This window comes from Planctopirus hydrillae, assembly GCF_001707835.1.
GTDB classification, from domain to species: Bacteria; Planctomycetota; Planctomycetia; order Planctomycetales; family Planctomycetaceae; genus Planctopirus; species Planctopirus hydrillae.
This window is the reverse complement of record NZ_LYDR01000158.1, coordinates 298,039-320,723: the sequence shown is the minus strand read 5'-3', so window position 1 is coordinate 320,723 and position 22,685 is coordinate 298,039. Positions and strand designations below refer to the sequence as shown.

21 protein-coding genes are annotated in these 22,685 nt (G+C 52.8%); 15 read left to right on the top strand and 6 right to left on the bottom strand.

Going from position 1 to position 22,685, the window contains the following annotated elements; genetic code table 11:
- Window positions 1–308: 308 nt before the first annotated feature.
- A complete protein-coding gene (dnaK, locus tag A6X21_RS23105; RefSeq protein WP_068853363.1) occupies window positions 309–2,201 on the bottom strand; it encodes a molecular chaperone DnaK in 1,893 nt (630 codons plus the stop codon).
- A gap of 606 nt (window positions 2,202–2,807) precedes the next feature.
- Between dnaK and pheA the strand changes: the two genes are divergently transcribed.
- The 7 genes from pheA (at window position 2,808) to A6X21_RS23065 (ending at window position 8,420) form a co-directional block, all read left to right on the top strand.
- Entirely contained in the window at window positions 2,808–3,959 is a 1,152-nt protein-coding gene (gene pheA / locus A6X21_RS23095; protein ID WP_068853360.1) for a prephenate dehydratase, read from the top strand.
- A 139-nt stretch (window positions 3,960–4,098) separates the two neighbouring features.
- On the top strand, window positions 4,099–4,872 hold the full coding sequence (gene tpiA / locus A6X21_RS23090; protein ID WP_068853358.1) for a triose-phosphate isomerase: 774 nt from the start codon (window positions 4,099–4,101) through the stop codon (window positions 4,870–4,872).
- 193 nt (window positions 4,873–5,065) lie between these two features.
- A complete protein-coding gene (gene secG, locus A6X21_RS23085; RefSeq protein WP_068853356.1) occupies window positions 5,066–5,695 on the top strand; it encodes a preprotein translocase subunit SecG in 630 nt (209 codons plus the stop codon).
- 184 nt (window positions 5,696–5,879) lie between these two features.
- Window positions 5,880–6,767: a YicC/YloC family endoribonuclease gene (locus A6X21_RS23080; protein ID WP_083233858.1), complete on the top strand. Its 888-nt coding sequence runs from the start codon at window positions 5,880–5,882 to the stop codon at window positions 6,765–6,767.
- Between the two features lie 92 nt (window positions 6,768–6,859).
- The gene (gmk, locus tag A6X21_RS23075; RefSeq protein ID WP_068853354.1) at window positions 6,860–7,480 is read left to right on the top strand and encodes a guanylate kinase; all 621 of its coding nucleotides are present in this window, start codon (window positions 6,860–6,862) and stop codon (window positions 7,478–7,480) included.
- Window positions 7,465–7,725, top strand: a complete 261-nt coding sequence (locus tag A6X21_RS23070) for a DNA-directed RNA polymerase subunit omega (protein ID WP_013110312.1) — start codon at window positions 7,465–7,467, stop codon at window positions 7,723–7,725. Before gmk ends, A6X21_RS23070 begins: the two co-directional genes overlap by 16 nt.
- Window positions 7,726–7,868: 143 nt before the next feature.
- Window positions 7,869–8,420, top strand: coding sequence for a flavoprotein (locus A6X21_RS23065; protein WP_068853352.1), 552 nt, complete (start codon window positions 7,869–7,871; stop codon window positions 8,418–8,420).
- Window positions 8,421–8,597: 177 nt separating this feature from the next.
- Here A6X21_RS23065 and A6X21_RS23060 read toward each other — a convergent pair whose 3' ends face one another.
- The 3 genes from A6X21_RS23060 to A6X21_RS23050 all read right to left on the bottom strand — a co-directional run bounded on the left by A6X21_RS23060 (window position 8,598) and on the right by A6X21_RS23050 (window position 10,657).
- The gene (locus A6X21_RS23060) at window positions 8,598–9,437 is read right to left on the bottom strand and encodes a SirB1 family protein (protein WP_068853350.1); all 840 of its coding nucleotides are present in this window, start codon (window positions 9,435–9,437) and stop codon (window positions 8,598–8,600) included.
- 202 nt (window positions 9,438–9,639) lie between these two features.
- Window positions 9,640–10,113: an ATP-binding protein gene (locus A6X21_RS23055; RefSeq protein WP_240490378.1), complete on the bottom strand. Its 474-nt coding sequence runs from the start codon at window positions 10,111–10,113 to the stop codon at window positions 9,640–9,642.
- Window positions 10,114–10,303: 190 nt separating this feature from the next.
- Window positions 10,304–10,657 carry an STAS domain-containing protein gene (locus tag A6X21_RS23050; protein ID WP_013110316.1) on the bottom strand — a complete coding sequence of 118 codons (354 nt, stop codon included), beginning with the start codon at window positions 10,655–10,657 and terminating at the stop codon, window positions 10,304–10,306.
- Between the two features lie 694 nt (window positions 10,658–11,351).
- On the opposite strand from A6X21_RS23050, the gene A6X21_RS23045 reads away from it, so the two are divergent.
- The 4 genes from A6X21_RS23045 to A6X21_RS23030 all read left to right on the top strand — a co-directional run bounded on the left by A6X21_RS23045 (window position 11,352) and on the right by A6X21_RS23030 (window position 15,244).
- On the top strand, window positions 11,352–11,846 hold the full coding sequence (locus tag A6X21_RS23045) for a hypothetical protein (RefSeq protein WP_068853435.1): 495 nt from the start codon (window positions 11,352–11,354) through the stop codon (window positions 11,844–11,846).
- A gap of 110 nt (window positions 11,847–11,956) precedes the next feature.
- Window positions 11,957–12,607, top strand: a complete 651-nt coding sequence (locus A6X21_RS23040; protein ID WP_068853345.1) for a bifunctional 4-hydroxy-2-oxoglutarate aldolase/2-dehydro-3-deoxy-phosphogluconate aldolase — start codon at window positions 11,957–11,959, stop codon at window positions 12,605–12,607.
- A 373-nt stretch (window positions 12,608–12,980) separates the two neighbouring features.
- Window positions 12,981–14,540, top strand: coding sequence for a hypothetical protein (locus A6X21_RS23035; RefSeq protein WP_131818513.1), 1,560 nt, complete (start codon window positions 12,981–12,983; stop codon window positions 14,538–14,540).
- Window positions 14,541–14,614: 74 nt separating this feature from the next.
- On the top strand, window positions 14,615–15,244 hold the full coding sequence (locus tag A6X21_RS23030) for a phosphopantothenoylcysteine decarboxylase domain-containing protein (protein WP_068853341.1): 630 nt from the start codon (window positions 14,615–14,617) through the stop codon (window positions 15,242–15,244).
- 128 nt (window positions 15,245–15,372) lie between these two features.
- On the opposite strand, the gene A6X21_RS24925 is transcribed toward A6X21_RS23030, so the two are convergent.
- The gene (locus tag A6X21_RS24925) at window positions 15,373–15,516 is read right to left on the bottom strand and encodes a hypothetical protein (RefSeq protein ID WP_165603915.1); all 144 of its coding nucleotides are present in this window, start codon (window positions 15,514–15,516) and stop codon (window positions 15,373–15,375) included.
- Between the two features lie 119 nt (window positions 15,517–15,635).
- Here A6X21_RS24925 and A6X21_RS23025 point away from each other — a divergent pair, with 119 nt between their 5' ends.
- The 4 genes from A6X21_RS23025 (at window position 15,636) to A6X21_RS23010 (ending at window position 21,319) form a co-directional block, all read left to right on the top strand.
- The gene (locus A6X21_RS23025) at window positions 15,636–18,188 is read left to right on the top strand and encodes a DNA translocase FtsK (protein WP_068853433.1); all 2,553 of its coding nucleotides are present in this window, start codon (window positions 15,636–15,638) and stop codon (window positions 18,186–18,188) included.
- 173 nt (window positions 18,189–18,361) lie between these two features.
- Window positions 18,362–19,210 (top strand): MlaE family ABC transporter permease, encoded by an 849-nt coding sequence (locus A6X21_RS23020; RefSeq protein ID WP_068853339.1) that lies wholly within the window; start codon window positions 18,362–18,364, stop codon window positions 19,208–19,210.
- A 30-nt stretch (window positions 19,211–19,240) separates the two neighbouring features.
- The gene (locus A6X21_RS23015; protein ID WP_068853337.1) at window positions 19,241–20,062 is read left to right on the top strand and encodes an ABC transporter ATP-binding protein; all 822 of its coding nucleotides are present in this window, start codon (window positions 19,241–19,243) and stop codon (window positions 20,060–20,062) included.
- Between the two features lie 90 nt (window positions 20,063–20,152).
- Window positions 20,153–21,319 carry an MlaD family protein gene (locus A6X21_RS23010; RefSeq protein WP_068853335.1) on the top strand — a complete coding sequence of 389 codons (1,167 nt, stop codon included), beginning with the start codon at window positions 20,153–20,155 and terminating at the stop codon, window positions 21,317–21,319.
- A 51-nt stretch (window positions 21,320–21,370) separates the two neighbouring features.
- On the opposite strand, the gene A6X21_RS23005 is transcribed toward A6X21_RS23010, so the two are convergent.
- Window positions 21,371–22,486 (bottom strand): twin-arginine translocation signal domain-containing protein, encoded by a 1,116-nt coding sequence (locus A6X21_RS23005; protein WP_068853333.1) that lies wholly within the window; start codon window positions 22,484–22,486, stop codon window positions 21,371–21,373.
- Between the last annotated feature and the right edge of the window lie 199 nt (window positions 22,487–22,685).

Genomic DNA, 22,685 nt, shown 5'->3' with positions numbered 1-22,685 from the left:
GTATGCTGCTGCCAATATCTTGACAGAAATTGTGATGATTGGATTTCGCGAAGGCTATGAAATTCAGCCTCAAGAACTTAATGACGATCCTGGAACAGGCTGAATGAGAATTGAAAAATATCTACGACACGACCCTGCGACCGGGCTTTCGCTCGGCGTCACAGGGTCGTGGATATGTCGAAGAAAACGGGATGAAATGATTATTGAGGTGTCGTATCCAGTCCCGGTGGCTTCGGTCGATTGTCGAAACAACCGAAATCACCAGACAGGCTCAAATCACGACCATCAACAGCCCACTTCCAGCCGCATTAACTCTTCTTCTCAAATTCAGCATCGATGACGTCGTCGCCTCCCTTGGAAGCAGCACCATCATCGGCAGCAGCACCTGTGGCACCACCGGGAGCATTGATATGCTGCGCCATGGCATAGCTGGCCTGCTGCAGAGCTTCGACTGCGGTGTTGATAGCAGTCACATCTTCGCCGGTTTCGACCTGCTTGACGCGAGCAATCGCAGCTTCAATCGCCGACTTCGAGCCCGCATCGAGCTTTTCGCCATGCTCTTTGAGCAACTTCTCAACTTCGTATGCCGAGGTCGACGCCTTATTTCTTGCTTCGGCCAGTTCACGTCGTTTCTTGTCGTCACCCGCATGAGACTCAGCGTCTCGCTTCATCCGTTCAATCTCGGCAGGATCAAGACCGCTGGCGTTCTGGATCTTGACGGACTGTTCTTTGCCAGACCCGAGATCCTTGGCTTTCACGCTGACGATCCCGTTGACATCAATATCGAAGGAAACTTCAACCTGAGGCACACCGCGTGGTGCAGGGGGGATCCCATCCAGATTGAACTGGCTCAGGAGACGATTATCCCGCGCCATCGGACGTTCACCCTGGAAGACACTCACAGTAACTGCTGTCTGTCCGTCGGCTGCCGTCGAGAACACCTGCTTCTTGCTTGTCGGGATTGTCGTGTTTCGTTCCACAAGGCTGGTCATGATTCCGCCCTCAGTTTCGATCCCCAGCGACAGCGGGGTGACGTCGAGCAGAAGCATATCCTTGACGTCGCCAGCAATGATGCCCCCTTGAATTGAGGCACCAATTGACACAACTTCGTCGGGATTCACCGAGCGATTGGGCTCTTTGTTGAAATAGCTCTTTACGAATTCCTGAACTTTAGGAACGCGAGTCGAACCACCGACGAGCACAACTTCATCGATATCGGAAGGCTTGAGCTTGGCATCCTTAAGCGCCTGCTCCACAGGCTTCTTGCAGCGATCGATCAGGTGATCGATCAGCTTTTCAAACTCGGCCCGTGTCACATTTAACTGCAAATGCTTCGCACCCGAAGCGTCGGCTGTAATGAAGGGCAGATTGATATCGGTCGTTTGTGATGACGAGAGTTCCTTCTTGGCCTTTTCAGCAGCTTCGCGAAGACGCTGCAACGCCATGGGATCTTTACGCAGGTCAATTCCGTTTTCGGCCTTGAACTTATCAGCGATAAAATCGAGCAGGGCCTGATCGAAATCGTCACCACCCAGATGCGTATCGCCATTAGTGCTCAAGACCTCGACGAGATCGCCGGAAACTTCGAGGACGGAGATATCAAAGGTACCACCACCCAGGTCAAAGACCGCGATCTTTTCGTCTTTCTTGGTCTGTAGCCCATAAGCCAGCGCTGCGGCAGTGGGCTCATTGATAATGCGTTCGACCTTCAACCCGGCGATTTCACCGGCGTCTTTGGTGGCTTGTCGTTGCGCATCATTGAAGTAGGCAGGGACAGTAATCACAGCCCGTGTCACGGTGTGTCCGAGGTAAGCTTCCGCAGCTTCCTTCAATTTCCGCAGCACGAGCGCTGAAACTTCGGGAGGTGTATATTCCTTCCCGCCCGCTTCAACGCGCACATATTCACTGGGGCCACCGACGACCTTGTAAGGGACGAGTTTCTCTTCCGACTCGACCTCGCTGTGGCGTCGCCCCATAAAACGCTTCACAGAATAAATCGTATTTTTAGGGTTGGTGACGGCCTGACGTTTCGCAGGATCGCCCACGAGCCTGTCCCCTTTGTCGGTGAAGGCCACGATACTGGGTGTCAGGCGGTTCCCTTCCTGATTGGCGATGACCTTGACTTCACCACCTTCCATCACGGAGACGACAGAGTTGGTCGTCCCCAAGTCGATTCCAATCACTTTTTCCTGAACGGCCATATCTCATTCTCCTCGATGACTTGATCTGAAGATGTTGTATCCACGTTAACTGCAGGCGTCTGACTTCCCATCAAAACTCTGTACGAACAGAACTCTGTACAAAGACTTCTGACCCCCCTGGAGCCCCGGCAACCATACGGCTGCTCGATACTGTTCAGGATGCAGAAGCCTCGGCAAACAGGGTCTCGACAGAGATCTGTCAGTCATGCCCTTAGCTTTCGTCAGCCACAGATAGTCAGCAAACATCGCGCCAAACACAAAACGAATGCACAACATGAATGCAATCTATTACTCCACAATCAGTTATGAAGAACGAAACTCCTACAACGGAATCGTTCACCTTAAAACAGCCGCCACTTTGGCACCTAACGCCAAAATGACAGCCCCCACCAAGACTGCCATTTTGACACCTAACGTTGGATTATGGATGGTAAGTTCATCTCGGGAACTCTGCCAACTTGACAAAGCAGGAAACAGACCTGTAAAAGAGCGTAACGTCCTGAATTTTCACGAGTTATGTGACACTTAACGGATACGCGAACTGCGAGAGTGTTAAGTGTTAATGTGGATTCAGGTTAGGCACTCTCATTCGGGAATACTCGGGAAATGGCCACAAAGCCTCAGCCGACCAAGAAAACATCGAAAGCCTCCACCAGCGGATCGGCAAAAGCTGCTGGCAATCCCGTCAAGGCGACAGCGAGTCTTGAAACGGAAATCGAGAAGCTCGACAGTGAAATTGTCAAACTTCTCAACCAGAGAGCCTCAGCCACTTTAAAGCTCCTTGAAGCAGCCCCCGACAAAAAGGCTGTGCTGTTTGATCCTAAAGCTGATGATCTCCTCGCATTAAAGCTTGAAGAGAAGTCTTCCGGCCCATTACCTGCCCATGCATTACGCGGAGTTCTGCGACAGGTTCTCAGCTCAATTCGTAACCAGGTTCGCACCCAGCGCGTGGCCTACCTGGGTCCGGCATTCAGCTTTACTCACATGGCGGCGATTGAGCGTTTTGGTGAGGCGGCTGATCTGATTCCCGTGAACACGATTGCCGCAGTCTTTGAAGAGGTCAATCGAGGCCATGCCGACTTCGGACTGGTCCCCATCGAGAATAGTACAGACGGCAGGATCATCGACACTCTCGATATGTTTACCCGCCTGCCACTGCGTATCTGCGGTGAAGTTCAACTCGCCATTCACCACAATCTGCTGGGTCGTTCTGCTCGTGGAGAAATCACAGAGATCTACAGTAAACCACAAGCCCTTTCGCAATGTCGCGAATGGCTGAGTCGTAATATGCCTCAAGCCCGGCTGATTGAAGTCACCAGCACTTCGACCGCCGCTCAACTGGGACGTGATAAACCAGGTGCCGCCGCAGTTGCCAGCCGTCAGGCAGCCACCGAGTACGGGTTGGAAATTCTGGCAGCGAACATTGAAGACAACTCTCAGAACATTACTCGATTTGCTGTGCTTGGCGACCGTATCATGGCTCCCACTGGACAGGATCGAACCTCGATCCTGCTACAGACAGCCGACAAGCCGGGGGCTCTCGCCAATGCTCTGGAAATCTTCAAACGGCTCAAAATCAACCTGACTTGGATCGAATCCTTTCCATTGCGTGGGCCCGAGAGTGGTTACATCTTCTTCATCGATGCCGAGGGGCACATGAAGGACACTCGCGTCAAGAAAGCACTTGATGAACTGACAACTCATGCAGTTCGCCTCGAAGTGCTGGGCTCGTACCCCTGCAGCGAACCGATTGACTGAAATATCTGAACGAACAGAGTCTTTTCGAATCTGAAAGAATGCTGATCTCAGTTTGAGCAGCGGACTTTGATCTTCAGGCAACTGAACACGTTTAAGCTTTCGATTTCATCTGCAACTTTGGTTGAGTGAGGATACACCTATGCGTCGCCTGTTTGTGGCTGGCAACTGGAAAATGAATACCAACCTTGCCAGTGGCAAAGAACTTGCCAAAGGTGTGGCTGCCGAAGCTCAGCGTCTGGGTGATGCGATCGACATTGCCGTTTGCCCACCGTTTGTCTACTTGAGCAGCGTTAAAGCCGAGCTGGCGGGTTCAAAAGTGCAGCTTGGTGCTCAAAATACATGGTTTGCAGCTCCCGGTGCCTTTACGGGAGAAACCGCAGTTGAAATGCTCAAAGATATTGGCTGTTCGTGGGTAATTCTTGGCCACAGCGAGCGCCGTCAACTGCTCGGCGAGAAGGACGAACTGATCAACAAGAAGATCGCAGCAGCGACTTCCGAAGATCTCGGCGTCATTTTCTGTGTCGGCGAGCTGCTCGAAGATCGTCAGGCAGGGCGGACTGAGACCGTTCTAGAAACCCAGCTCTCAGGCGGACTTGCGAATCTGGATGCAGCCGTTCTTGGTCAGATCGTCATTGCCTATGAACCGGTCTGGGCCATTGGCACTGGAGTGACAGCCACTCCGGAACAGGCTGAAGGTGCCCATGCCTTCATTCGCGGCTGGTTAACGAAGCAGTACGGTGCCAAAGTGGCTGACAGCGTGCGAATTCTTTACGGCGGTAGCGTCAAGGCTGACAATGCTGAGGCCTTGATGTCTTTGCCAAACGTCGATGGGGCTCTGGTCGGAGGAGCCAGTCTGACAACTGCTCAGTTTGCTCCCATCCTGCAGGCTGCGGCACAAGTGGCCTCACGTTGATCAGTTTTCGATGATCGATCGATTTTGAAGTCCATATCTTTCGGAAATCGATCGCAGTCTGAAGTCGATCACAGTGGATCTGCCGTCTCTGAGGCTTTCCCTGTCAATCTTTAGCAAAAACTATTATCCTCTTCGCTGATTTCCCTTGGGGATCACTTCTCAAAGGACGCTTGGAGGTTTTGAAGGCAAAGTTATGGATTATCTCATTTACTTCATGATGACATTGCTGGGCTTTGTGAGCCTGCTGCTGATGGCAATTATCCTGTTGCAACGTGGCCGGGGCGGTGGCTTGGCCGGAGCCTTTGGTGGTGCCGGTGGACAAAGTGCTCTGGGTGTGAAAGCCGGAGATCTCTTCACTCGCATTACCATCGGGATGGCTGCCGTCTGGTTTGCACTGGCAGCCATTTGTGTCCTGCTCATGTCACGCCCACTTTATAAAGACGGTTCTCGAGTTGAGAGAAAGCCCAGCGACTCTGCGATTACAAACCCCCTGAACAAACCTGCTGATCCCGAAGAACCTCAGAGTACGACACCAGTCAAGACTCCAGCAGAAGGCACAGTTCCAGCCGGAAATACTCCAGCCGCTGACAACAAGCCGACTGAAGAGAAATCAACCGTAGAGAAATCAACAGCCACACCTCCTGCTGCTTCAAAGCCAGAAGCCTCAGCCAAGGAGACGCCCGCAGGAGATCAAACTCCCGCCGTGAAGACAGATGAGGTCAAGCCTGCCGATGCGAGTCAAGACGCAGCTCCGGCAGTCACGACTCCTGCTGAGCCCGCCAGTGGGACTGAGACTCCCAAGGCCGAAGAACCCAAGCCATAGCCACTGGTACAAGACTTGATTCAGTCTGTGAACCAGTTTCTGCTTAAAACTGTCGCTCGGGAATGAGTTATTGACGTCTGCGACAGGATGGCGACGTTTTGCCTCGCCCTCTCCGAATCAGGACGACAGATCAGTGATTTTCGGACAATTATAGACGGTAGACAGCAGCTATTGTCGGGAGTTGATGGCGTTGCTTCTGAGCATGACAGGTATCGGAATTGGCAGTGCCGAATCCGGAGAAGAGCGGTTGATGGTCGAGATTCGATCCGTCAATAACCGTTACTTCAAGCTCTCTCTGCGCTCTCCCGATTGTTTCGCTGTCTTTGAACCTGAGATCGAAAAGACGCTGCGCGAGAGAATCAGTCGGGGAACCGTCAACGTTTCCATTCGTCTGGAAAGTCGAGGACTGCCATCTGCCATCCGGATTCAGCAGGATGTTCTCAAGGGGTACTGGTCGCAACTTCAACCTCTGGCAAAGGAACTGAAGACAAAGCCTCCCAGACTATCGGAGTTACTGACGCTTCCTGGTGTCCTGAGTGATGAATCTCAGTCGTCCACAGCAGCCGAAGAGCACCTGGCATTGCTCAAACAGGCAATGTCGTCAGCTCTGGATGAGTTTGAGGCTTTTCGCTGCAGGGAAGGGGCCGCCATGCAGGCCGACCTCTGCAAACAGCAATCGCTGATCATTGAAAAATCGCAACTGGTCCGAGAAACAGCACCACAGGTTCTACAGGAATACCGTGAGAAATTGCTGGAACGTATCAACCAGGTTCTCGCCAATTCAGCGACTCAGGTCACTCCCGCCGAAGTGGTTCGCGAAATGAGTCTGTTCGCCGACAAGTGCGACATCAATGAAGAACTCGCCCGCCTGGCAAGCCACTTCGAACAGTTTGAAAAGTACTTGAGTGATCAGATTTCGCAAGGTCGAAAAATCGAATTTCTACTTCAGGAAATGTTCCGCGAGATCAATACCGTTGGCTCAAAAGCCAATCATGCGGCGATTGCACATTGCGTGGTGGAAATGAAGGCAGCACTTGAACGGATGCGAGAAGTCATTCAAAACGTCGAATAGGCAACCGGCCGTATGAGATGAATGAATTGCCCAGAGTTGTTGGAACTGAGTGATCAACTTTCCGCCCTTGAAGCCCACGGGATGCAGAGACAATGACAGTTGCATCAGAGCGTCCAGCGAGCACGGATTCTCTGCCTTTCCGGGTGGTTGTTCTTTCCGGGCCAAGTGGCAGCGGCAAGACAACAATTGTCCACCACCTGCTTGAACAATCACCAATTCCACTGACCAAAGCGATTTCTGCGACAACACGCCCGCCCCGAAAAGGCGAGATCCACGGCGAAGACTATTACTTTCTGTCGCACGAAGAGTTTATGGCTCGTCGCCACCGGCAGGAGTTTGTCGAAACCGCCGAGGTCTATGGTGCTGGTTACTGGTACGGGACATTAGTATCCGAGATTGAACGGGCGCGAGCACTGAACTCCTGGTCATTTCTGGAAATTGATGTGGAAGGTGCACTGCGAGTCGTGCAGCTTTACCCGGATGCGATTACAATTTTCCTAAAAACTCCTTCACCAGAAATTATTGAGCAGCGACTCCGGGGAAGAGGAACCGACGCGGAGGAGACGATTCAAAAGCGCTTGAAGCAAGCTCATCTGGAACTTGCCCAGGCAGACAAATATCGCTACCAGATCATCAATGATCATCTGGATGCAGCAGTCCAACGCATTATCGCACTATTGCAAAATGAGGCCGGCACATGCTCGAAGAACTGAAAGAAGAAGCGATTGTCCGAAAAGTGGGAGGTCGCTTTAAACTCTCCACCCTGATTCAAAAGCGAATGGTGGCTCTCAATCGCGGAGCCAGGCCACTAGTCGATATCCAGACCAAGAACCCGATGGAAGTCGTGGTGCAGGAGATCCTGCAGGATAAGATCTTCCTTGATGCTTCCGGGAATCTCCAGACCGCACCCAGCGTTCCTCGGGAGATGGATGCGGGGCCCTCGCTGGATGATCTGTAATCGGTTTATCCAATCATGATTTGAATCACACCCCGGTTTGCCATCAGTGCAGAGCGGGGTGTTTTTCTCGACGGAAATGCACAGGTCTTCGGGGTGTGTCGAAATGACTTCGTCCCTTTAACCGCCCGATTGGAGGATCTCTTATGACTGGATTCGAAGTCCTTCTGGGGGTGACAGGAGGGATTGCTGCCTACAAGTCGGCTGAACTTTGCAGCAAGCTGGTTCAGCGTGGTGCTCAGGTCTCCGTAGTTCTCACTGAATCCGCCGAAAAATTTATCGGCCCGACGACATTTGAAGCACTCACGGGGCGGCCCGTCATTCGCGAAATGTTCTCTCCTCAGGAACATTTTCGTGGTGAGCATATTGGTCTGGCTCAGCGAGCGAATGTCTACGTGATCGCCCCCGCCACAGCCAATTCTCTGGCACAACTTGCTCATGGGTTTGCACCGGATCTTGTCAGCACTCTGGCTTTAACAATTACCTGCCCACTCTTTGTGGCCCCCGCCATGAACTGCGAGATGTGGGCCAAGCCTTCCGTCAGTCGCAACGTGCAACAATTACGCGAGGATGGCATACACATTATTGAACCAGGGGAAGGCTGGTTAAGTTGCGGTCAAATTGGCCGCGGCCGGATGGCTGAACCTGCAGAAATTCTCGCCGAACTACAAGCTCATTTCCCTGTCCTGGCCACATAGAATCTCAAAGGATCATGCTGATCAAGAGATCTGCCCGTTTGATCTCGTCCAGTGTTTGCCGAAGCTTCAGTTGCGTTCGGAAAAACAGCAGATGGCCGTGTGCCATGCTTGCGGCTCTGAGCCAAGCAGTCTTCCCGACTAACAACGCGTTGTTATTATCTTGGATTGTAACATGCTTCAGTTGCGTTCAGAAAGACAGCGGACCGCTTCCTGCCAATGGCGCGTCAGCACTGATCGCTCACTCCCGTCACAAGAGCGCAGGCAATCCTCCAGCAGTTGCACTGCCAAGCCATAATGCCCAGCCTTGAACGCAATGAGCCCCAGATCGCGATGTTGATCAAATCTCCCTGGAAGAAGAGCTGTTAATCGCCTCTGAACCTGGTGAGCCAGTTCCCAATGCCCCTGCTTGACGTGGAGAACTTTCAGATTATTGAGCATGCGAGTCATGATTTCGCGCGGACGGGCAGGATCCATCATCGGCCGGACTTCATCCTCTGGCAGTTGACTTAAATCGGTCAGCCATTCGAGGCACTCTTCCCAATCTAAAATCAGGCCTCCACGAAAGGCATCGACAAAGAGAGGGCCTTCCTCGCTCTCCAGCCTCAAGAGAAACTGGAGCGGTGCCGAGACACCTTGAAGTGGAATACCGATCGAGCGAGCCACCTCCCACCAGACCAGTGACAGGCTGATGGGCAATCCTGTCCCTGTGCTGACCACGCGGTTGAGATAGCTGGCTTCCGCTTGATCATAGGCTGAGCTACTGCCATGCAGACCATGGGTTCCCGAGAGACATTGCGCCAAAGCCTGCAGTTGATTTCTCGGATCATGTTTTCCGGAAAGCATCGACTGCACTTCCAGGGCACGCTTTGAAATCCACTCAAGCGTGGGTCGAAAGCTCAAACCAGGCTGAGCCTCTCGCGCCACCTCCAGTGCCGCAAGTGTCAGATTGGCATTCCGATCCCGCTGAACCAGTTTGGTGAATTCCACATCATCGGGAAATACAAGCTTAAGGGTCATCGGAAAACATCCGTCCGCAGAAGCACATATTCATCGTTCGGACAAAGACAGCGAACCGTTGGCATTCAGCCTGTTCGAAAGACCTGGGCTGCGAGGAAACGTCCATCTTCGATATATGGTATCTCAATGTCTCCCGCACACCCAAGTGAAAAAGACTTCAATTCACAAACAAGAAATCAGAGAGGCGACATACCAGACTGTCTTAACTGGCCGTCTCATCCGGCGTGACTCGCAATTTTTCGAGCAGCACCTTGTTCCCCGAATCATTGTATTCGACCTTCGACATGAAGGCTCTCATCAGCATAATGCCTCGACCGCAGGGACGATCCAGATTTTCCTCGGCCGTCGGATCGGGAACGTCGTTCCAGTCAAATCCCGGGCCTTCATCTTCAATTTCGATACTGGCAATCACATCGCTGACCGTACAGGCAATTCGCACCCTTTTATCGGGATCCATGCGATTACCATGCTTGATGGCGTTGACCAGACCTTCCTCGAGGGCCAGCCGCATGCCAAAAACATCTCTGGGAGAAAATTCCGCTGCTTCCATCGCAGCAATAATCTTCTCCTGAATGGCCTGACCTTCTGCGGTGTCACTCGGAATCTGAATCTCGAACTGTTCATAGATCGGCATGGCGTCACTGCTGTCGAGGAGAATCAGGCAATTACCGGACAAGCTTGAGCTTAAGCAACTCGGCATCGACCGTCTGGATCATCATCCAGAATGTCAATAACGTTGTGACCACAATCGTTTTTGAAGGAAGAAATCATTCCAGGAGCAGGGCCAAAATCTTACACAGTTTCCACGGCTCTGGAACAATATCCCGTCTTCCAAGTCTACGATTGCTACCCCGCAAATCGACAGGTTACATCCCATCGAGAGCTTGTTCCTGAGTCGACTTGATATCGAAAATCTTATCCAGCCGAGTGATCTGGAAGACTTCAAGAATTTCCGGCCGAATGGCACAAAGCCGCAGTTTACCCCGTGCCGCTTTCACCTTTTTGTCCATCGTGATCAATTTGCCCAGTGCAGCACTGGAAAGATACTCGACAGTGGAAAAATCGAGCACGATCTTTTTGCGACCGTCTTCATCGACCAGCCCAAACATCTGATTCCCGATCAACTGAATGTTGGTCTCATCGAGAATCTTCTTATCGACAAACTTGGCTACGGTGACATCACCAACTTCTTCGATGTCCAGACGTCTTGTACTCGACATGGGTTTTCCTGATTTCGAATGAGACCGAGCCAGAACTGGCCAGAATGATCCTGGCAAACAATTCCAATATAGCTTGAATCCAATTCAAAAGATTCTGCTCTATGGGAATAAAACAATTGCCTCAATGGGGATCATTGTTTCATAGACTCAGCAAGTCAAGCGTTTTCCCGGACTTGGGTTACGACCACTCCGCTCGGCCGGCTGGAATTGATCCCGTTTTCTCACGTTGCCTTACCGAACAATGAGTCCGAGAATCCGCGCCAGCCAGCATGATTGCAAGGTGATTGAGCAAATCCTGACTGACCATTCCAGTTGATGGATACAACTGCGATTCTGATAACAACCGTTTTTCAACCTTTGAGGGCATGAGACCTGCCACCTCAATAACAACCGCAATCACAACTGTTTTTTCAATTTTCGAAACTCATCTGACGGCCATTTCGCAACAATTAACACCCGATTTTTGCACATTTCGACACCAGTCTGTCAAAATCCCCTGAGGCAACCAGTAGACCCGATTGACGCCAAAGGCTTCTGAATACACCTCTGACGGGTTGCCACAACATCCCCCAGTGCCGATACTTCCAGCAGCGCAATGTTTTTCGGGATGACCCTGGCCCTATGCCAAGACATTGAGCAGCTTGTATCTTCGGCTGAGAGTCTACGGATCAAATTCTGGCGAATGGACGAGAGCATGAGTGAGAATTTCGAAGAACGCCTTTCTCAAGCCATCCAGAGGGGGAATCGTCAGCGGGAAGAGGCGGGTTCGCAACGGGCCCGAGCGGCTCGAACGGACGAAGATTACCGCCAGCAGCACGGCGCATTACGCATTGAACTCTCTGATCAGATCGAAACGGCCATTCGCAAAATGGTGAAACACTTTCCGGGATTTAACTTCCGGACAGTGATTTCGCCAGATGGATGGGGAGCACATGCCAGCCGTGATGATGTCTCCGGAACCACTCGCCGTGATGTCACGCAGTTGTATTCCTACCTCGAAATTCTCGTGCGGCCCTACAACAGTTCTGCCCGCATCATCGATCTCGTCGTGCGAGGTACCATTCGCAACAAAGAAATTCTTCGCAAAAACGAATTCAATCTGCTCGATGAGGCGAACACGGAGCAACTGAAGAACATCATCGATCAGTGGGTCGTGCAATACGCAGAACGCTATGCCGCCCAGGGATAGACATGCACGTGACGCTGATCATCCTGCTGAGGAGTTCAGTATCACTGGTTAAAGTGTGAATCGCCAAATTCCAGTCTCACAGTTGTGAAACGAAAGCAAGGATCGATTTCATGAGTCGCCATGCCAGCGTGACGAGAGTTCTCGAATCCGGGTTAATTGCGATTTTGCGATCAGATTCACCCGATAAGCTCATTCCGCTGTGCCATGGACTGCACCGTGGTGGAATTCAAATCATTGAAATCACCATGACCGTTCCCGGAGCGCTCGATGTCATTCGCCAGCTTCATCAGGAGTTGGGCTCACAGGTGCTCGTGGGATCTGGCACCATTCTCGACCCGGAAACAGCACGACTGGCAATCCTCGCCGGTGCAGAGTTTCTGGTGACCCCCGCACTGAATGTCGAAACCATCCAGTTGGCCAATCGATATGACAAATTGATTCTCCCCGGGATTTTAACCCCCACCGAACTGGTCACAGCACTGGAAGCCGGGGCGTCCATGGTCAAGCTTTTCCCAGCTGATGCAGTCGGGCCAACCTTTCTCTCAGCACTCACCAGACCATTTCCGCAGGCGATGATCGTGCCGACAGGTGGGGTCACTCTTGACTCTCTTCAGGCATTTGTGAATGCAGGCGCTGCTGCCGTAGGCCTGGCCACCAGCCTCATCGATCAGAAACTTGCACAGAGCGGCGATGCCGCGGAAGCCGAGCGGAGGGCTCGCGCTTTTGTGGCAAAATATGCTGAAGTCCGCCGCAAATCCTGAGTGTGAAATGGATCAGCGCCACCCGTAAACACTCAGAAAAAATGGCTCATTGCGATGTGCTAAGTCGTTCTGCAGAAATCAGATTCGACCAAATTCCGTTCTGACCGTACACAGTTTGCCAACACCCGACTGATCGTGAGCTAGACTGCCTTCGTGGTGCGGGAGAGGCTTCTCTTGGTTCTCGATCGACGATCAGGATTGCATGAAGTCAGCACCGCGAGTGAGTCGATACAGACGAAACGAATGTAGCGGAATTAGCGGTTGTATGGCGTCAAATGCCAGTTGAACCCAATTGATGCTGCTGATCTTTCGAGGTTCGACAAGCTGATATTTGGTAGTCCTGAGTTGAGCGAGGCCAAAAATGGGCAGCTTTGTGCGAACGTGTCTGAGTCTCTGCCTGGTGGCAGGTCTGGCCACGTTTGCCTCCGCCGCGAATCCGATCGTAACGGCCAAGAACCGTTTTCGAATCCCATTTAAGGTCGATCCTGCGGCTCTTCAGAGGATGAATGCGCAGGAACTGAGGCTGTATGTTTCATCAGATCGGGGGGCGACCTGGAGTCTAGCCCAATCGATTAATCCGGAAATTGGCAAATTCGAATATCAGTCTCCCGGAGACGGTGAATTCTGGTTCTCTGTCAAAACACTGGACGGTGATAATCAGTTGCAACCCAATGGCCGCGTCTTCGAGCCCGGGTTGATGGTCATTGTCGATACGCGTGAACCCCGTGTCGATCTCGCATTGCAGGAAGTCCAGCAGGGCAAGGTGCAGCTATCGTGGCATCTCCACGACCAGAACCTTGATCCTTCCACACTCAAGCTGGAATACTCTCAGCCCGGTGTTGCCGGTTGGCAAACAGTGAGTGTCTCCCCACGTTCTGCCGGTCAAACGACGTGGTCAGTCCCGCAGGGAGGAATTGTTGCCGTTCGTGGCTCAGTTCTCGATCAAGCCGGTAATCTTGGCCGAGGAACGATTCAATCCACAGTTCGAGGTGGAGATGGCGCTGGAAAAGCAGCCATGCCCGACACCAGGCAACCCATTGCCAGCATGAATCGCGATCTCTCGACCGAGACCGCCAATAACTCGATGACGGGAGCAATATCGACAGGCCCGATGATCCAGCCATCCACTGGCATGGTGGGTCGGCCAGTCTCCAGTGATGTTCAATCTCGTCCAGAAATCGTGAAGAATCCCTACACGACTGGGGCCGAAAACTTTGATGAACCTCCGGTTCAACCGACAGTCACACCGCAGCCAACCAATGCCAAAGTGGCTGGGACGGGTGCTGGAGACCCACTCTTCAAGGGTCGAATTGTTGCCACTCGCAAGTTTCAACTGTCTTACAAAATCGACGACTTAGGCCCCTCGGGAATCAGTGCTGTCGAACTCTTTATCACACAGAACAATGGCCAGCAGTGGTACCGCTATGGCGAAGATGTCGATCTGAAGAGCCCATTCGATGTTCAGGTTCCACAAGATGGCATCTACGGCTTTGAAATTCGAGTTCATAGTGGAGCAGGATTGTCGGCCGAGCCTCCACGAAATGGGGAAGCTCCTTCGATTCAAGTCAAAGTCGACCAGACAGCCCCCGCATTAGAGCTGTTGGCCGTTGAACAAGGGCAGGGGACACAGCAGAATCTCGTGACAATCCGCTGGCGAGTCCAGGATGCCAACCTTTCGGAAACACCCATTTCGCTTTATGGTGCCGCCTCACCGGCTGGCCCATGGAATCTGATTAGCGACTGGCGACCAGACACAGGCAGCTTTCGCTGGGAACTTCCACCCAATGGGCCGTCTCAGGTCTTTGTCCGGGTGGTTGCCCGCGATGCGGCTGGAAACTTTGCCAAGGCCGAGTCGACTCAACCCGTCGTGATTGACCTTAAGCGTCCCTCAGCACGCATCGTGGATGTTGCTCCCGGTATGCCCCGGGATTAATCGCGTGGTTGTTGAATTCCCGTGTTCGAGCGAAGATGCTTCATTGAAGCGAACTCCTGCACAGTGGAATTCTTATGCGAATCTTGATTACAGCCGGCCCGACGCGCGAATACCTCGACGATGTTCGTTACCTTTCCAATGCCAGCAGCGGCCGCATGGGTTACGCACTGGCTGAAGCCGCTATCGCCCGCGGCCATCAGGTAATTCTTGTTACCGGCCCAGTCGGTCTCACACCTCCCAGAAACTGTCAGGTTCATCATGTGGAAACCACAGATGAACTTCTCAGTGCATGTCGTGAAGCGTTTCCCGCATGCGATGGTGTCATTGCGACGGCTGCAGTGTGCGATTACCGCCCGCGCGAGCGATTCTCCGGGAAGCTGGCCAAGACGGGCGTTTCTTTAGAACTGGAACTTGTCGAAACAGCAGATGTGCTTGCGGAGCTTGGTCAGACCAAAGCCCATCGCTGGATTATGGGATTTGCTCTCGAATCTGCCGAGTTTGCTCACCAGAACGCCTTTCGAAAACTCAAAGAGAAGAACTGCGACATCATCGTTCTCAATGGGCCGACAGCCATCGGCTCCAGTACCAATGACGTCGAGCTCATTGCCCCATCCGGCAACGCCATCGCACAGTATTCAGGGAGCAAAACCGACATTGCGGCGCGATTGATCGAATGGCTTGAGGCTCATCTGAGTCGCCAGTAAACCATCGCTATTCTTCAAACAATGAAGCGGCTCGTTGAAAGAACGCTCCATACGTTCGAACTCGCCCTCATCCCGGCCTTCTCCCGTCGGAACGGGAGAAGGAGTAAGAAAAACCCTCGCCAATTCTTTTACGACAGTCGCCTTAACCGCGTCTTCTCAGCACAGGTCGATCCCACCGGCTCATTGGGAATAACCGTTAAAGTACGCACGAGATTCTGCCCGAGACTGTGGCCTTCTGGCAGCATTTCTGGTGGCAGGTGGTAATTTTGCATCGTAGGACTCCGTTCGAGTGTCTCTGCCGGATCGTTGAAAAACGTCCGGCCTGAACCTCGAATTGAATGACGAGCCGGACGAATTGCAGTTTTCAATCACCTGTTTTGTTGGAATCGCCGTGGACTTCGCTCGCCTGCGAAATGACACGATTGCCTTGGGATTGCTGGCGCTCGCCGTGTTTCTCGGCCTGAGCCTCGTCAGCTATGACCCTGCCGACGCTGCTTCTCACCTCGTGCACCCGGCTCGCGCTGTCACTCAGAATCTCTGCGGTACCTGGGGCGCAACCATTGCTTTTCAATTGTTGAGCACCCTCGGCTACGGAGCATGGATCCTGCTGCTGATGCTCGTGGTGGTCGATCTTCGGCTATTCACCAACAGCAGTGCTGTCGATGCCCAAACGCATATCCCTGGTTATCTGCTGGGGCTCTGTGCTGTTTGCACCATGATTCAACTGGCGATCCCCTGGAGCGGGCCCAGCCTTGCCAGTGGTGCAGGGGGATATCTCGGAACAATTTTCGCCGATCTGCTTTCACAACACTTCACGTGGATGGGTACGTTTTCGCTACTCATTTCCATGATGGTTGCCAGTCTTTTGCTGACTGATGAATTTCGCCTGATCGGGGTGTTGGGATCAATTGCGCTTTCCGTGTTTACCATTCCTGCCAGCCTCTTCTTCCGTCGAACGAAGGTGAAGGTGGCCAAACCAACCAGCAGCAGATTTGCATGGAAGAACCTTCGTCTCTTCCAGGGAGAATCAAGGTCTATCGAACCAATCACTCAAGCGGCAGCAACCTCGATGCAGTCAACATCTGCGGCGAGCGCCGGCCAGCAGGACGTTCTCGCACGCTTGCGAGATGCGGCTAACCCCGCAGCAGACCTTAATACCTTTCCAAACGTCCATCAGGTGAGTGCACTGGCCAGCGAATCACCATCCGCCACGATCTCTGAAATCTTCCAAAAGGTTGCCGATTCAGATGACCCAATTGGATTAGCTGCCTTTGACGACCCGACGGCTGCTTCGTCGTCGCCAGCTAATTCCGTTGAATCCGCACGTGTGATCAAGGTGAACCCGCCAGTCACGTTAACACCATCAACAACGACTTCACCCAGTCCGTTGACGGCGACACCACCGACCTACAGTGTCAATCGCACCCAGCCTCAAGCCATCACCGCTTCTCAAGTCAGCTATGCCTTGCCCGAACATGCACTGCTGGAAGAGAGTGAAGCCTTCCCCTATGAACAACTCGCTCAGAAGGCCCAGATTTCGGCAGCGACTCTTGAAAAGACGTTCAAAGAGTTTGGTTTGAATGTCAAGGTTGTCGAAATCGATACAGGGCCGGTGATTACTCAGTTCGAACTGGAACTCGAGGCTGGTTTGCGTTTGTCGAAAGTGACAGCGCTGGCCGATGACCTCGCGATCGCATTGCGTGTGCCTTCGGTACGCGTTGTGGCACCTATCCCTGGCAAAAACACAGTCGGTGTCGAAGTCCCCAACGACATTCGCGTAATGGTACGCCTTAAAGAGTTGATTCAGTCTTCCCCGAAAGACTTCGAAGACAAACGGATTCCGCTTTATCTCGGCAAAGATGTCAGCGGCAAGCCTCTTGTCGTCGATATGTGCAAGATGCCTCACCTGCTGATTGCCGGGCGAACAGGAACTGGAAAAAGTGTTTGTCTCAATACGCTGATTCTTTCCATCCTGATGACCCGACGACCTGATCAGGTCCGCATGCTGATGATCGACCCCAAAATGGTCGAACTCAGCCCCTACAACCGTATTCCGCACCTTATGCATCCCGTCATCACCGACATGAAGAAAGCGGAGGCCGTGTTAGGCTGGGCCGTCGAAAAGATGGAAGAGCGCTACGACCTCCTGGCACGCGTGGGGGTGCGGCATCTTGACAATTACAACAAGCTCGGAAAAGCGAATGTCCTGGATCGTCTCGAAATCGATCCCGATTCCGAGGAAGCACAGTCTATCCCTGAATCCATGCCTTACATCGTGATCATCGCCGATGAAATGGCCGACATGATGATGACCTCCGGTAAGGATGTCGAAGGGCACATTATTCGACTGGCACAAAAATCGAGAGCTGTTGGGATTCATCTGGTTCTCGCCACGCAGAAGCCGACGGTTGATGTGATCACCGGCCTGATCAAATCCAATCTGCCGGCGCGAATTTCTTTCCAGGTCGCCAGTCGCATGGATAGCCGCGTGGTACTCGATGAAAATGGTGCCGACAAGCTGTTGGGCAATGGAGATATGCTCTACATGGCTCCGGGTACCAGCACGCTTTCCCGTGCTCAAGGCACCTATGTCAGCGATGAAGAAGTCAATGGTGTCATTGAGTTCTTTGAAGACATGCCCACGCAGTACGATCCTGAACTTCAGAAACTGAAGGTCGCCGCGAAAGAAGGTAAGACCTCAGCGGGCGGCCCCAGTGCCGGCGAACGTGACGATCTCTATGACCAGGCTGTGGAAGTCATCATTCGCGAAGGCCGTGGGAGTGTCTCGTTGCTGCAAAGAGCGTTAGGTGTCGGATACGGTCGGGGTGCAAGGCTGATCGATTTCATGGCTGAAGATGGTATCGTAGGCGGGTACAACGGCAGCCAGGCCCGTGAAGTGATCATGACGATGGAAGAATGGGAAGACCGACGCGCCATGAAGTAACTTTCTCAGGCAATCGACCTGCAAAAATCATGTTGATCCATGGGTCGATTTCTCTTCTGGAAGCACTTCATCGAGCGGACGACAAATCCGTATTGCCGAAATTGGTGGTTTGCCAGACAATCAGCGGCGATTTCTGCCGATCGAGTCACAGCGTCATTCATGGATGAACGACATTGGCCAGTAGCCTTTTAGGAAATTCCCCGACAGATCGTACGACGCCGATCCATTGGTTGGGATGGATGCTGCTCACTTCTGTTCGCACAGTCGGTGATGCAGCCATTTTTACATCGACAGTCGCCTTAGGATTGGCGACACGCCGTTCTCGCAGTGCCATCCTTTGGCCCATTTTTTACGAAATCGGTTGTCGCAGCATGCCTGTGATCCTCATCACGGGAGGTTTCATTGGCATGGTGCTGGCGGTGCAATCGTTCGATCAACTGGCGGCCATCGGCTTACAATCGCGACTGGGATCAGTCGTCAATGTCTCACTTGTCAAAGAGCTCGGGCCTGTACTCGCGGCCACAATGCTTGCTGGACGAGTCGGCAGTGCAATGGCTGCCGAAATTGGCACCATGAAAGTGACTGAGCAGATTGATGCTCTTCAGGCCTTGGGTGCCAATCCGGTCATGTTCCTGGTGTGCCCTCGCTTTCTCGCCTGTGTGCTGCTCATCCCGGCATTGACACTTCTCGCCGATGGGATCGGGATGCTTTCTGGCTGGTATCTTTCAGTGCAGGTCTTAGGGATCAGCAGCCATCTCTACTGGTTCTATTCCGATTCGTACATCACCTCGCTGGATATCATCTCCGGAGTCATCAAGAGCATTTTCTTCGGCGGTGCCATTGCACTGGTGGCCTGCCATCGAGGATTTCATTGTTCGAGTGGAGCGGAAGGTGTCGGGCGGGCAGCCACCGAGGCCTTTGTCTGCTCGTTCATTCTGGTACTCGCCATGGACTTCTTACTCGGTGTTTTCTTTATTCAATTGCAACATCTGTTGCCATCCCTGCGATCGCCTCTGCTCTAGTCCCTTAGAAGCTGTACTTCGCCACCAACAATGTCTGAGAACTTCACTCCACCTGACGAATCTTCGCCAATCATCGAACTGCGTGGCTGTTCGCGTGGTTTTGGTGCCATGCAGGTGCTGCGCGACATCAGTCTGAATGTCTATCGTGGTGAGACACTCGTGCTGATTGGCGAAAGTGGTTGCGGCAAGAGCGTCACGACCAAATTGCTGGCCAATCTGCTCGAACCGAGTTCCGGCGAAGTCTTCTGGAATGGCCAGCCGGTCTCGCAGATGTCCGCTGAACAGATGCGAAAGGATCGCTTGAAACTGGGTTACCTGTTTCAAGGCGGTGCCATGTTCGACAGTCTCTCGGTCTATGAGAACGTGGTCTTCGGATTACGCGAAAACCGCAAAATGTCGGAAGCCGACATGCGGGAAATCGCCTTCACCAGGTTGCGGGAAGTTGGTCTGCCCGCCAGTGCGGCTCAAAAATTCCCCTCTGAACTTTCTGGAGGTATGCGGAAGCGGGCCGCGCTCGCCAGGGCCCTGGCGATGTCTCCCGAAATTATCATCTACGATGAACCGACGACCGGCCTCGATCCGATCATGAGTGACGTCATCAACGAACTGATTCTTCAAGCTCGCAGTGCCCGCCCCGTCACCAGCATTGTCGTAACCCATGACATGACGACCGTGAAGCGGGTGGCCACTCGAGTGGTGATGCTTTTTCCTCTGGCAAGACTCCCTCAAAACGAGTCGCAGATCATTTTCGAAGGGACAGCCGAGCAGGCCTTTAATCATCCCGACGAACGTGTGCACGACTTTGTTCATGGAATCTCCGGGAAACGTCTGCAGGAACTCTTTGCTGCCTGAAACCATCAATCCGGCAGAACTGCTCTCGGCAGATTTTGCAACTTTCATTACATCAGACATCAGACAGTCGTCTGTCATGGGAGACTCGTTGTGTCTGAGCGTCAGTTGCAATTTCGCGTTGGAATGATGGTGCTGGTGGCTATGGCCATTGGTGTTGGTCTGCTCGTTCGCGCGGGAAAACTCGATTCGTATTGGGATGAAGATTTCAGTATCGCCATCCAATTTGAATCCGCCGGGGGGATTTATCCGAGTGCACCCGTCCGACTTTACGGACTGACGATTGGAAATGTTCGCGATGTCCGCCTGGATAACAAACGTCGAGGCGTGATTGTCATTGCCGAAATCGACGCCAAGCACAAACTTCCGATTGATTCCACTGCCCAGGTGGCCGTGAGCCTTTTGGGCGAGGGGCATCTGGAAATCATTCCTGGCCTCTCGGAAGAACCACTCAAACACGGCGCAGTGATCAGCGGTCAAGCTGCGGGGGATCCTATGGCTTTGGTCGCCCGACTTGAGGCCAAAACGACCGCCACCATGGATTCCTTTGCCGCCACGAGCAAGGAATGGGGCATTCTTGCCCATAACGTCAACAATCTTCTCGAAACCAAGCGTGGGAACATCGATCAGGTCATCGAGCGAGCTGCCGATTCGCTGGATCAACTTTCACTGGCCATGAAATCCGCCACTGAGTTAATCCAGCAGGCGAATCGTATTGTCGGTGATCCCAAAACCCAGGCCGCCCTCCAGCAGACCGCTCAATCTCTCCCACGTCTGGTGAACGACACCCGCGAGACGATTGTCGTAGCCCGCACGACGCTCGAAAGCATGCAGCAGAATCTGAAAAACCTCGAATCAGTGACCGATCCACTGGCCAAAAAAGGAAACGACATGATTGTCCGGCTCGATACCAGCCTGGCCAATCTGGATCGACTTCTGGCCGATGCCAGTCGGTTTGTCCGCACGCTGAATACTCAGGATGGCACGCTACAAAAACTCGCGTCCGATCCCCAGCTCTACGACAACCTGAACCGTTCGGCGCAATTGGTGACAGTCCTCCTGCGCGGCATTGAACCGATCGTACAAGATATGCGGGAGTTCAGCGATAAAGTCGCACGTCGCCCGGAGATCCTCGGCGTTGGTGGAGCCATTCAACCCAGCAACGGCCTGCGGGATACCGAACTGATCGAGCAAAGTGGCGGAACAGCCCCCAAAACCCAGCAGAAATCGGTACGACCGAGTTTTCTGCCGGGAAGGTAGGCCGACGACCGCCTTCGAAAGCCGCGGGATCGAGAGCTGTGCCAGTCGGAATCAGCTCAACTTCTTGAGTAAGGTAATCCGTCCGGTGGTGACCCATTCGCTGACGATGATATTGCCATTATGGTCAAAAGTGGCATCGTGCGGATGGACAAACTTTCCAGGTGCCCATTGCTTGGCGTCACCTCGATTCACCTTACCGGCATTGACGTTCTGATGGTCATCGCACAAATAAGCCAGAACCTTATTGTTGCCATCCAGGAGTGTCACGCGTCCCTGAAGCTCAGGGACCAGCATCAGATCTTTGTAGAAATCGACGTGGCAGGGCTTCTGAAAACCATCGATGAGAGAAAGAAATTTTCCCTCGGGTGTCAGGCATTGAATCGTGTTACGACTGCGGTCTGTCACATAGAGAACCTCTTCTTTCCCGGGTCGTGCTTCCAGGGCCAGACCATGGTTCGTGCTGAATTTTCCCGGACTGGGGCCAGCACCGGCAAAACTCAATTTGTAGTCGCCATCTTTTGTATAGCGATGGATGTAATTGGAGCCATATCCATCGGCAACGAGCAGATCGCCATCCTTCAAGAAGGCAATGTTCGTCGGCTTATAGCGATTTGGCCCACCCACACCTTTGCGAGGAACTTCACCAGAACGAACCCGCTGTGGCAAAGTATTCTCACCCTCGGGATAGATGCCCGATTCCATGGGTGCAAACCGTTCCCAGATCATTTCTCCCTTGAGGTTGGTCTTAGCGATCGACTGGACTGGATCGGGATTCGAGAAGTAAAGAAACTCCTCGCCATTTTCTTCTCGAAGTTCCAGCCCATGAGCGCCGCCCTGAAAGTACTGGCCGAAGGAGCGGACATACTTTCCGTCCTGATCGAAGACGAAGACATTCGGGTGATTTTTCTTGTTGAAGTCGCCCGTGTGATTCAGATAGACAAAACCATTCTTATCCACCACCACGGCCTGAGTTGTCTGCCACGTAAACTCGATGGGAAGTTGAGCCCAGTTGTGAATCACTTCGTACTGATAATCGCCTTGCCCAGTGGTTAGCGGCTGAGATTCCACTTTGCTCTGGGCATGCACAAACGGAGCCCCTGAAATCAAACCTGCCGTGGCCACACAGGCGGTCTTCAATGCATCGCGTCGAGAAATGGGCAAAGCCATGCAACCCTCATCAAGCTGAAAAAAGTCTATTGGTTGAGATGAAAATCAGACATGTAGCCTAGTGGATTACCGAGGTAGGGTGCCATGGAGTTCTTACAGAATGCACCATTTTCCAATTAGAACTCTCAACTTTGCGTGCCATGCTTGCAGCTCTGAGCAAGCATGTCCGTCAGCCTCAAAGAACAAATATCAAGCACAA

Coding starts and splice junctions, on each gene's coding strand:
- tpiA (WP_068853358.1), top strand. CDS start 4,099: ATGCGTCGCCTGTTTGTGGCTGGCAACTGGAAAATGAATACCAACCTT.
- A6X21_RS23080 (WP_083233858.1), top strand. CDS start 5,880: ATGGCGTTGCTTCTGAGCATGACAGGTATCGGAATTGGCAGTGCCGAA.
- A6X21_RS23030 (WP_068853341.1), top strand. CDS start 14,615: ATGCGAATCTTGATTACAGCCGGCCCGACGCGCGAATACCTCGACGAT.
- dnaK (WP_068853363.1), bottom strand. CDS start 2,201: ATGGCCGTTCAGGAAAAAGTGATTGGAATCGACTTGGGGACGACCAAC.
- A6X21_RS23070 (WP_013110312.1), top strand. CDS start 7,465: ATGCTCGAAGAACTGAAAGAAGAAGCGATTGTCCGAAAAGTGGGAGGT.
- gmk (WP_068853354.1), top strand. CDS start 6,860: ATGACAGTTGCATCAGAGCGTCCAGCGAGCACGGATTCTCTGCCTTTC.
- A6X21_RS23065 (WP_068853352.1), top strand. CDS start 7,869: ATGACTGGATTCGAAGTCCTTCTGGGGGTGACAGGAGGGATTGCTGCC.
- pheA (WP_068853360.1), top strand. CDS start 2,808: ATGGCCACAAAGCCTCAGCCGACCAAGAAAACATCGAAAGCCTCCACC.
- A6X21_RS23045 (WP_068853435.1), top strand. CDS start 11,352: ATGAGTGAGAATTTCGAAGAACGCCTTTCTCAAGCCATCCAGAGGGGG.
- A6X21_RS23015 (WP_068853337.1), top strand. CDS start 19,241: ATGTCTGAGAACTTCACTCCACCTGACGAATCTTCGCCAATCATCGAA.
- A6X21_RS23050 (WP_013110316.1), bottom strand. CDS start 10,657: ATGTCGAGTACAAGACGTCTGGACATCGAAGAAGTTGGTGATGTCACC.
- A6X21_RS23040 (WP_068853345.1), top strand. CDS start 11,957: ATGAGTCGCCATGCCAGCGTGACGAGAGTTCTCGAATCCGGGTTAATT.
- A6X21_RS24925 (WP_165603915.1), bottom strand. CDS start 15,516: ATGCAAAATTACCACCTGCCACCAGAAATGCTGCCAGAAGGCCACAGT.
- A6X21_RS23005 (WP_068853333.1), bottom strand. CDS start 22,486: ATGGCTTTGCCCATTTCTCGACGCGATGCATTGAAGACCGCCTGTGTG.
- secG (WP_068853356.1), top strand. CDS start 5,066: ATGGATTATCTCATTTACTTCATGATGACATTGCTGGGCTTTGTGAGC.
- A6X21_RS23060 (WP_068853350.1), bottom strand. CDS start 9,437: ATGACCCTTAAGCTTGTATTTCCCGATGATGTGGAATTCACCAAACTG.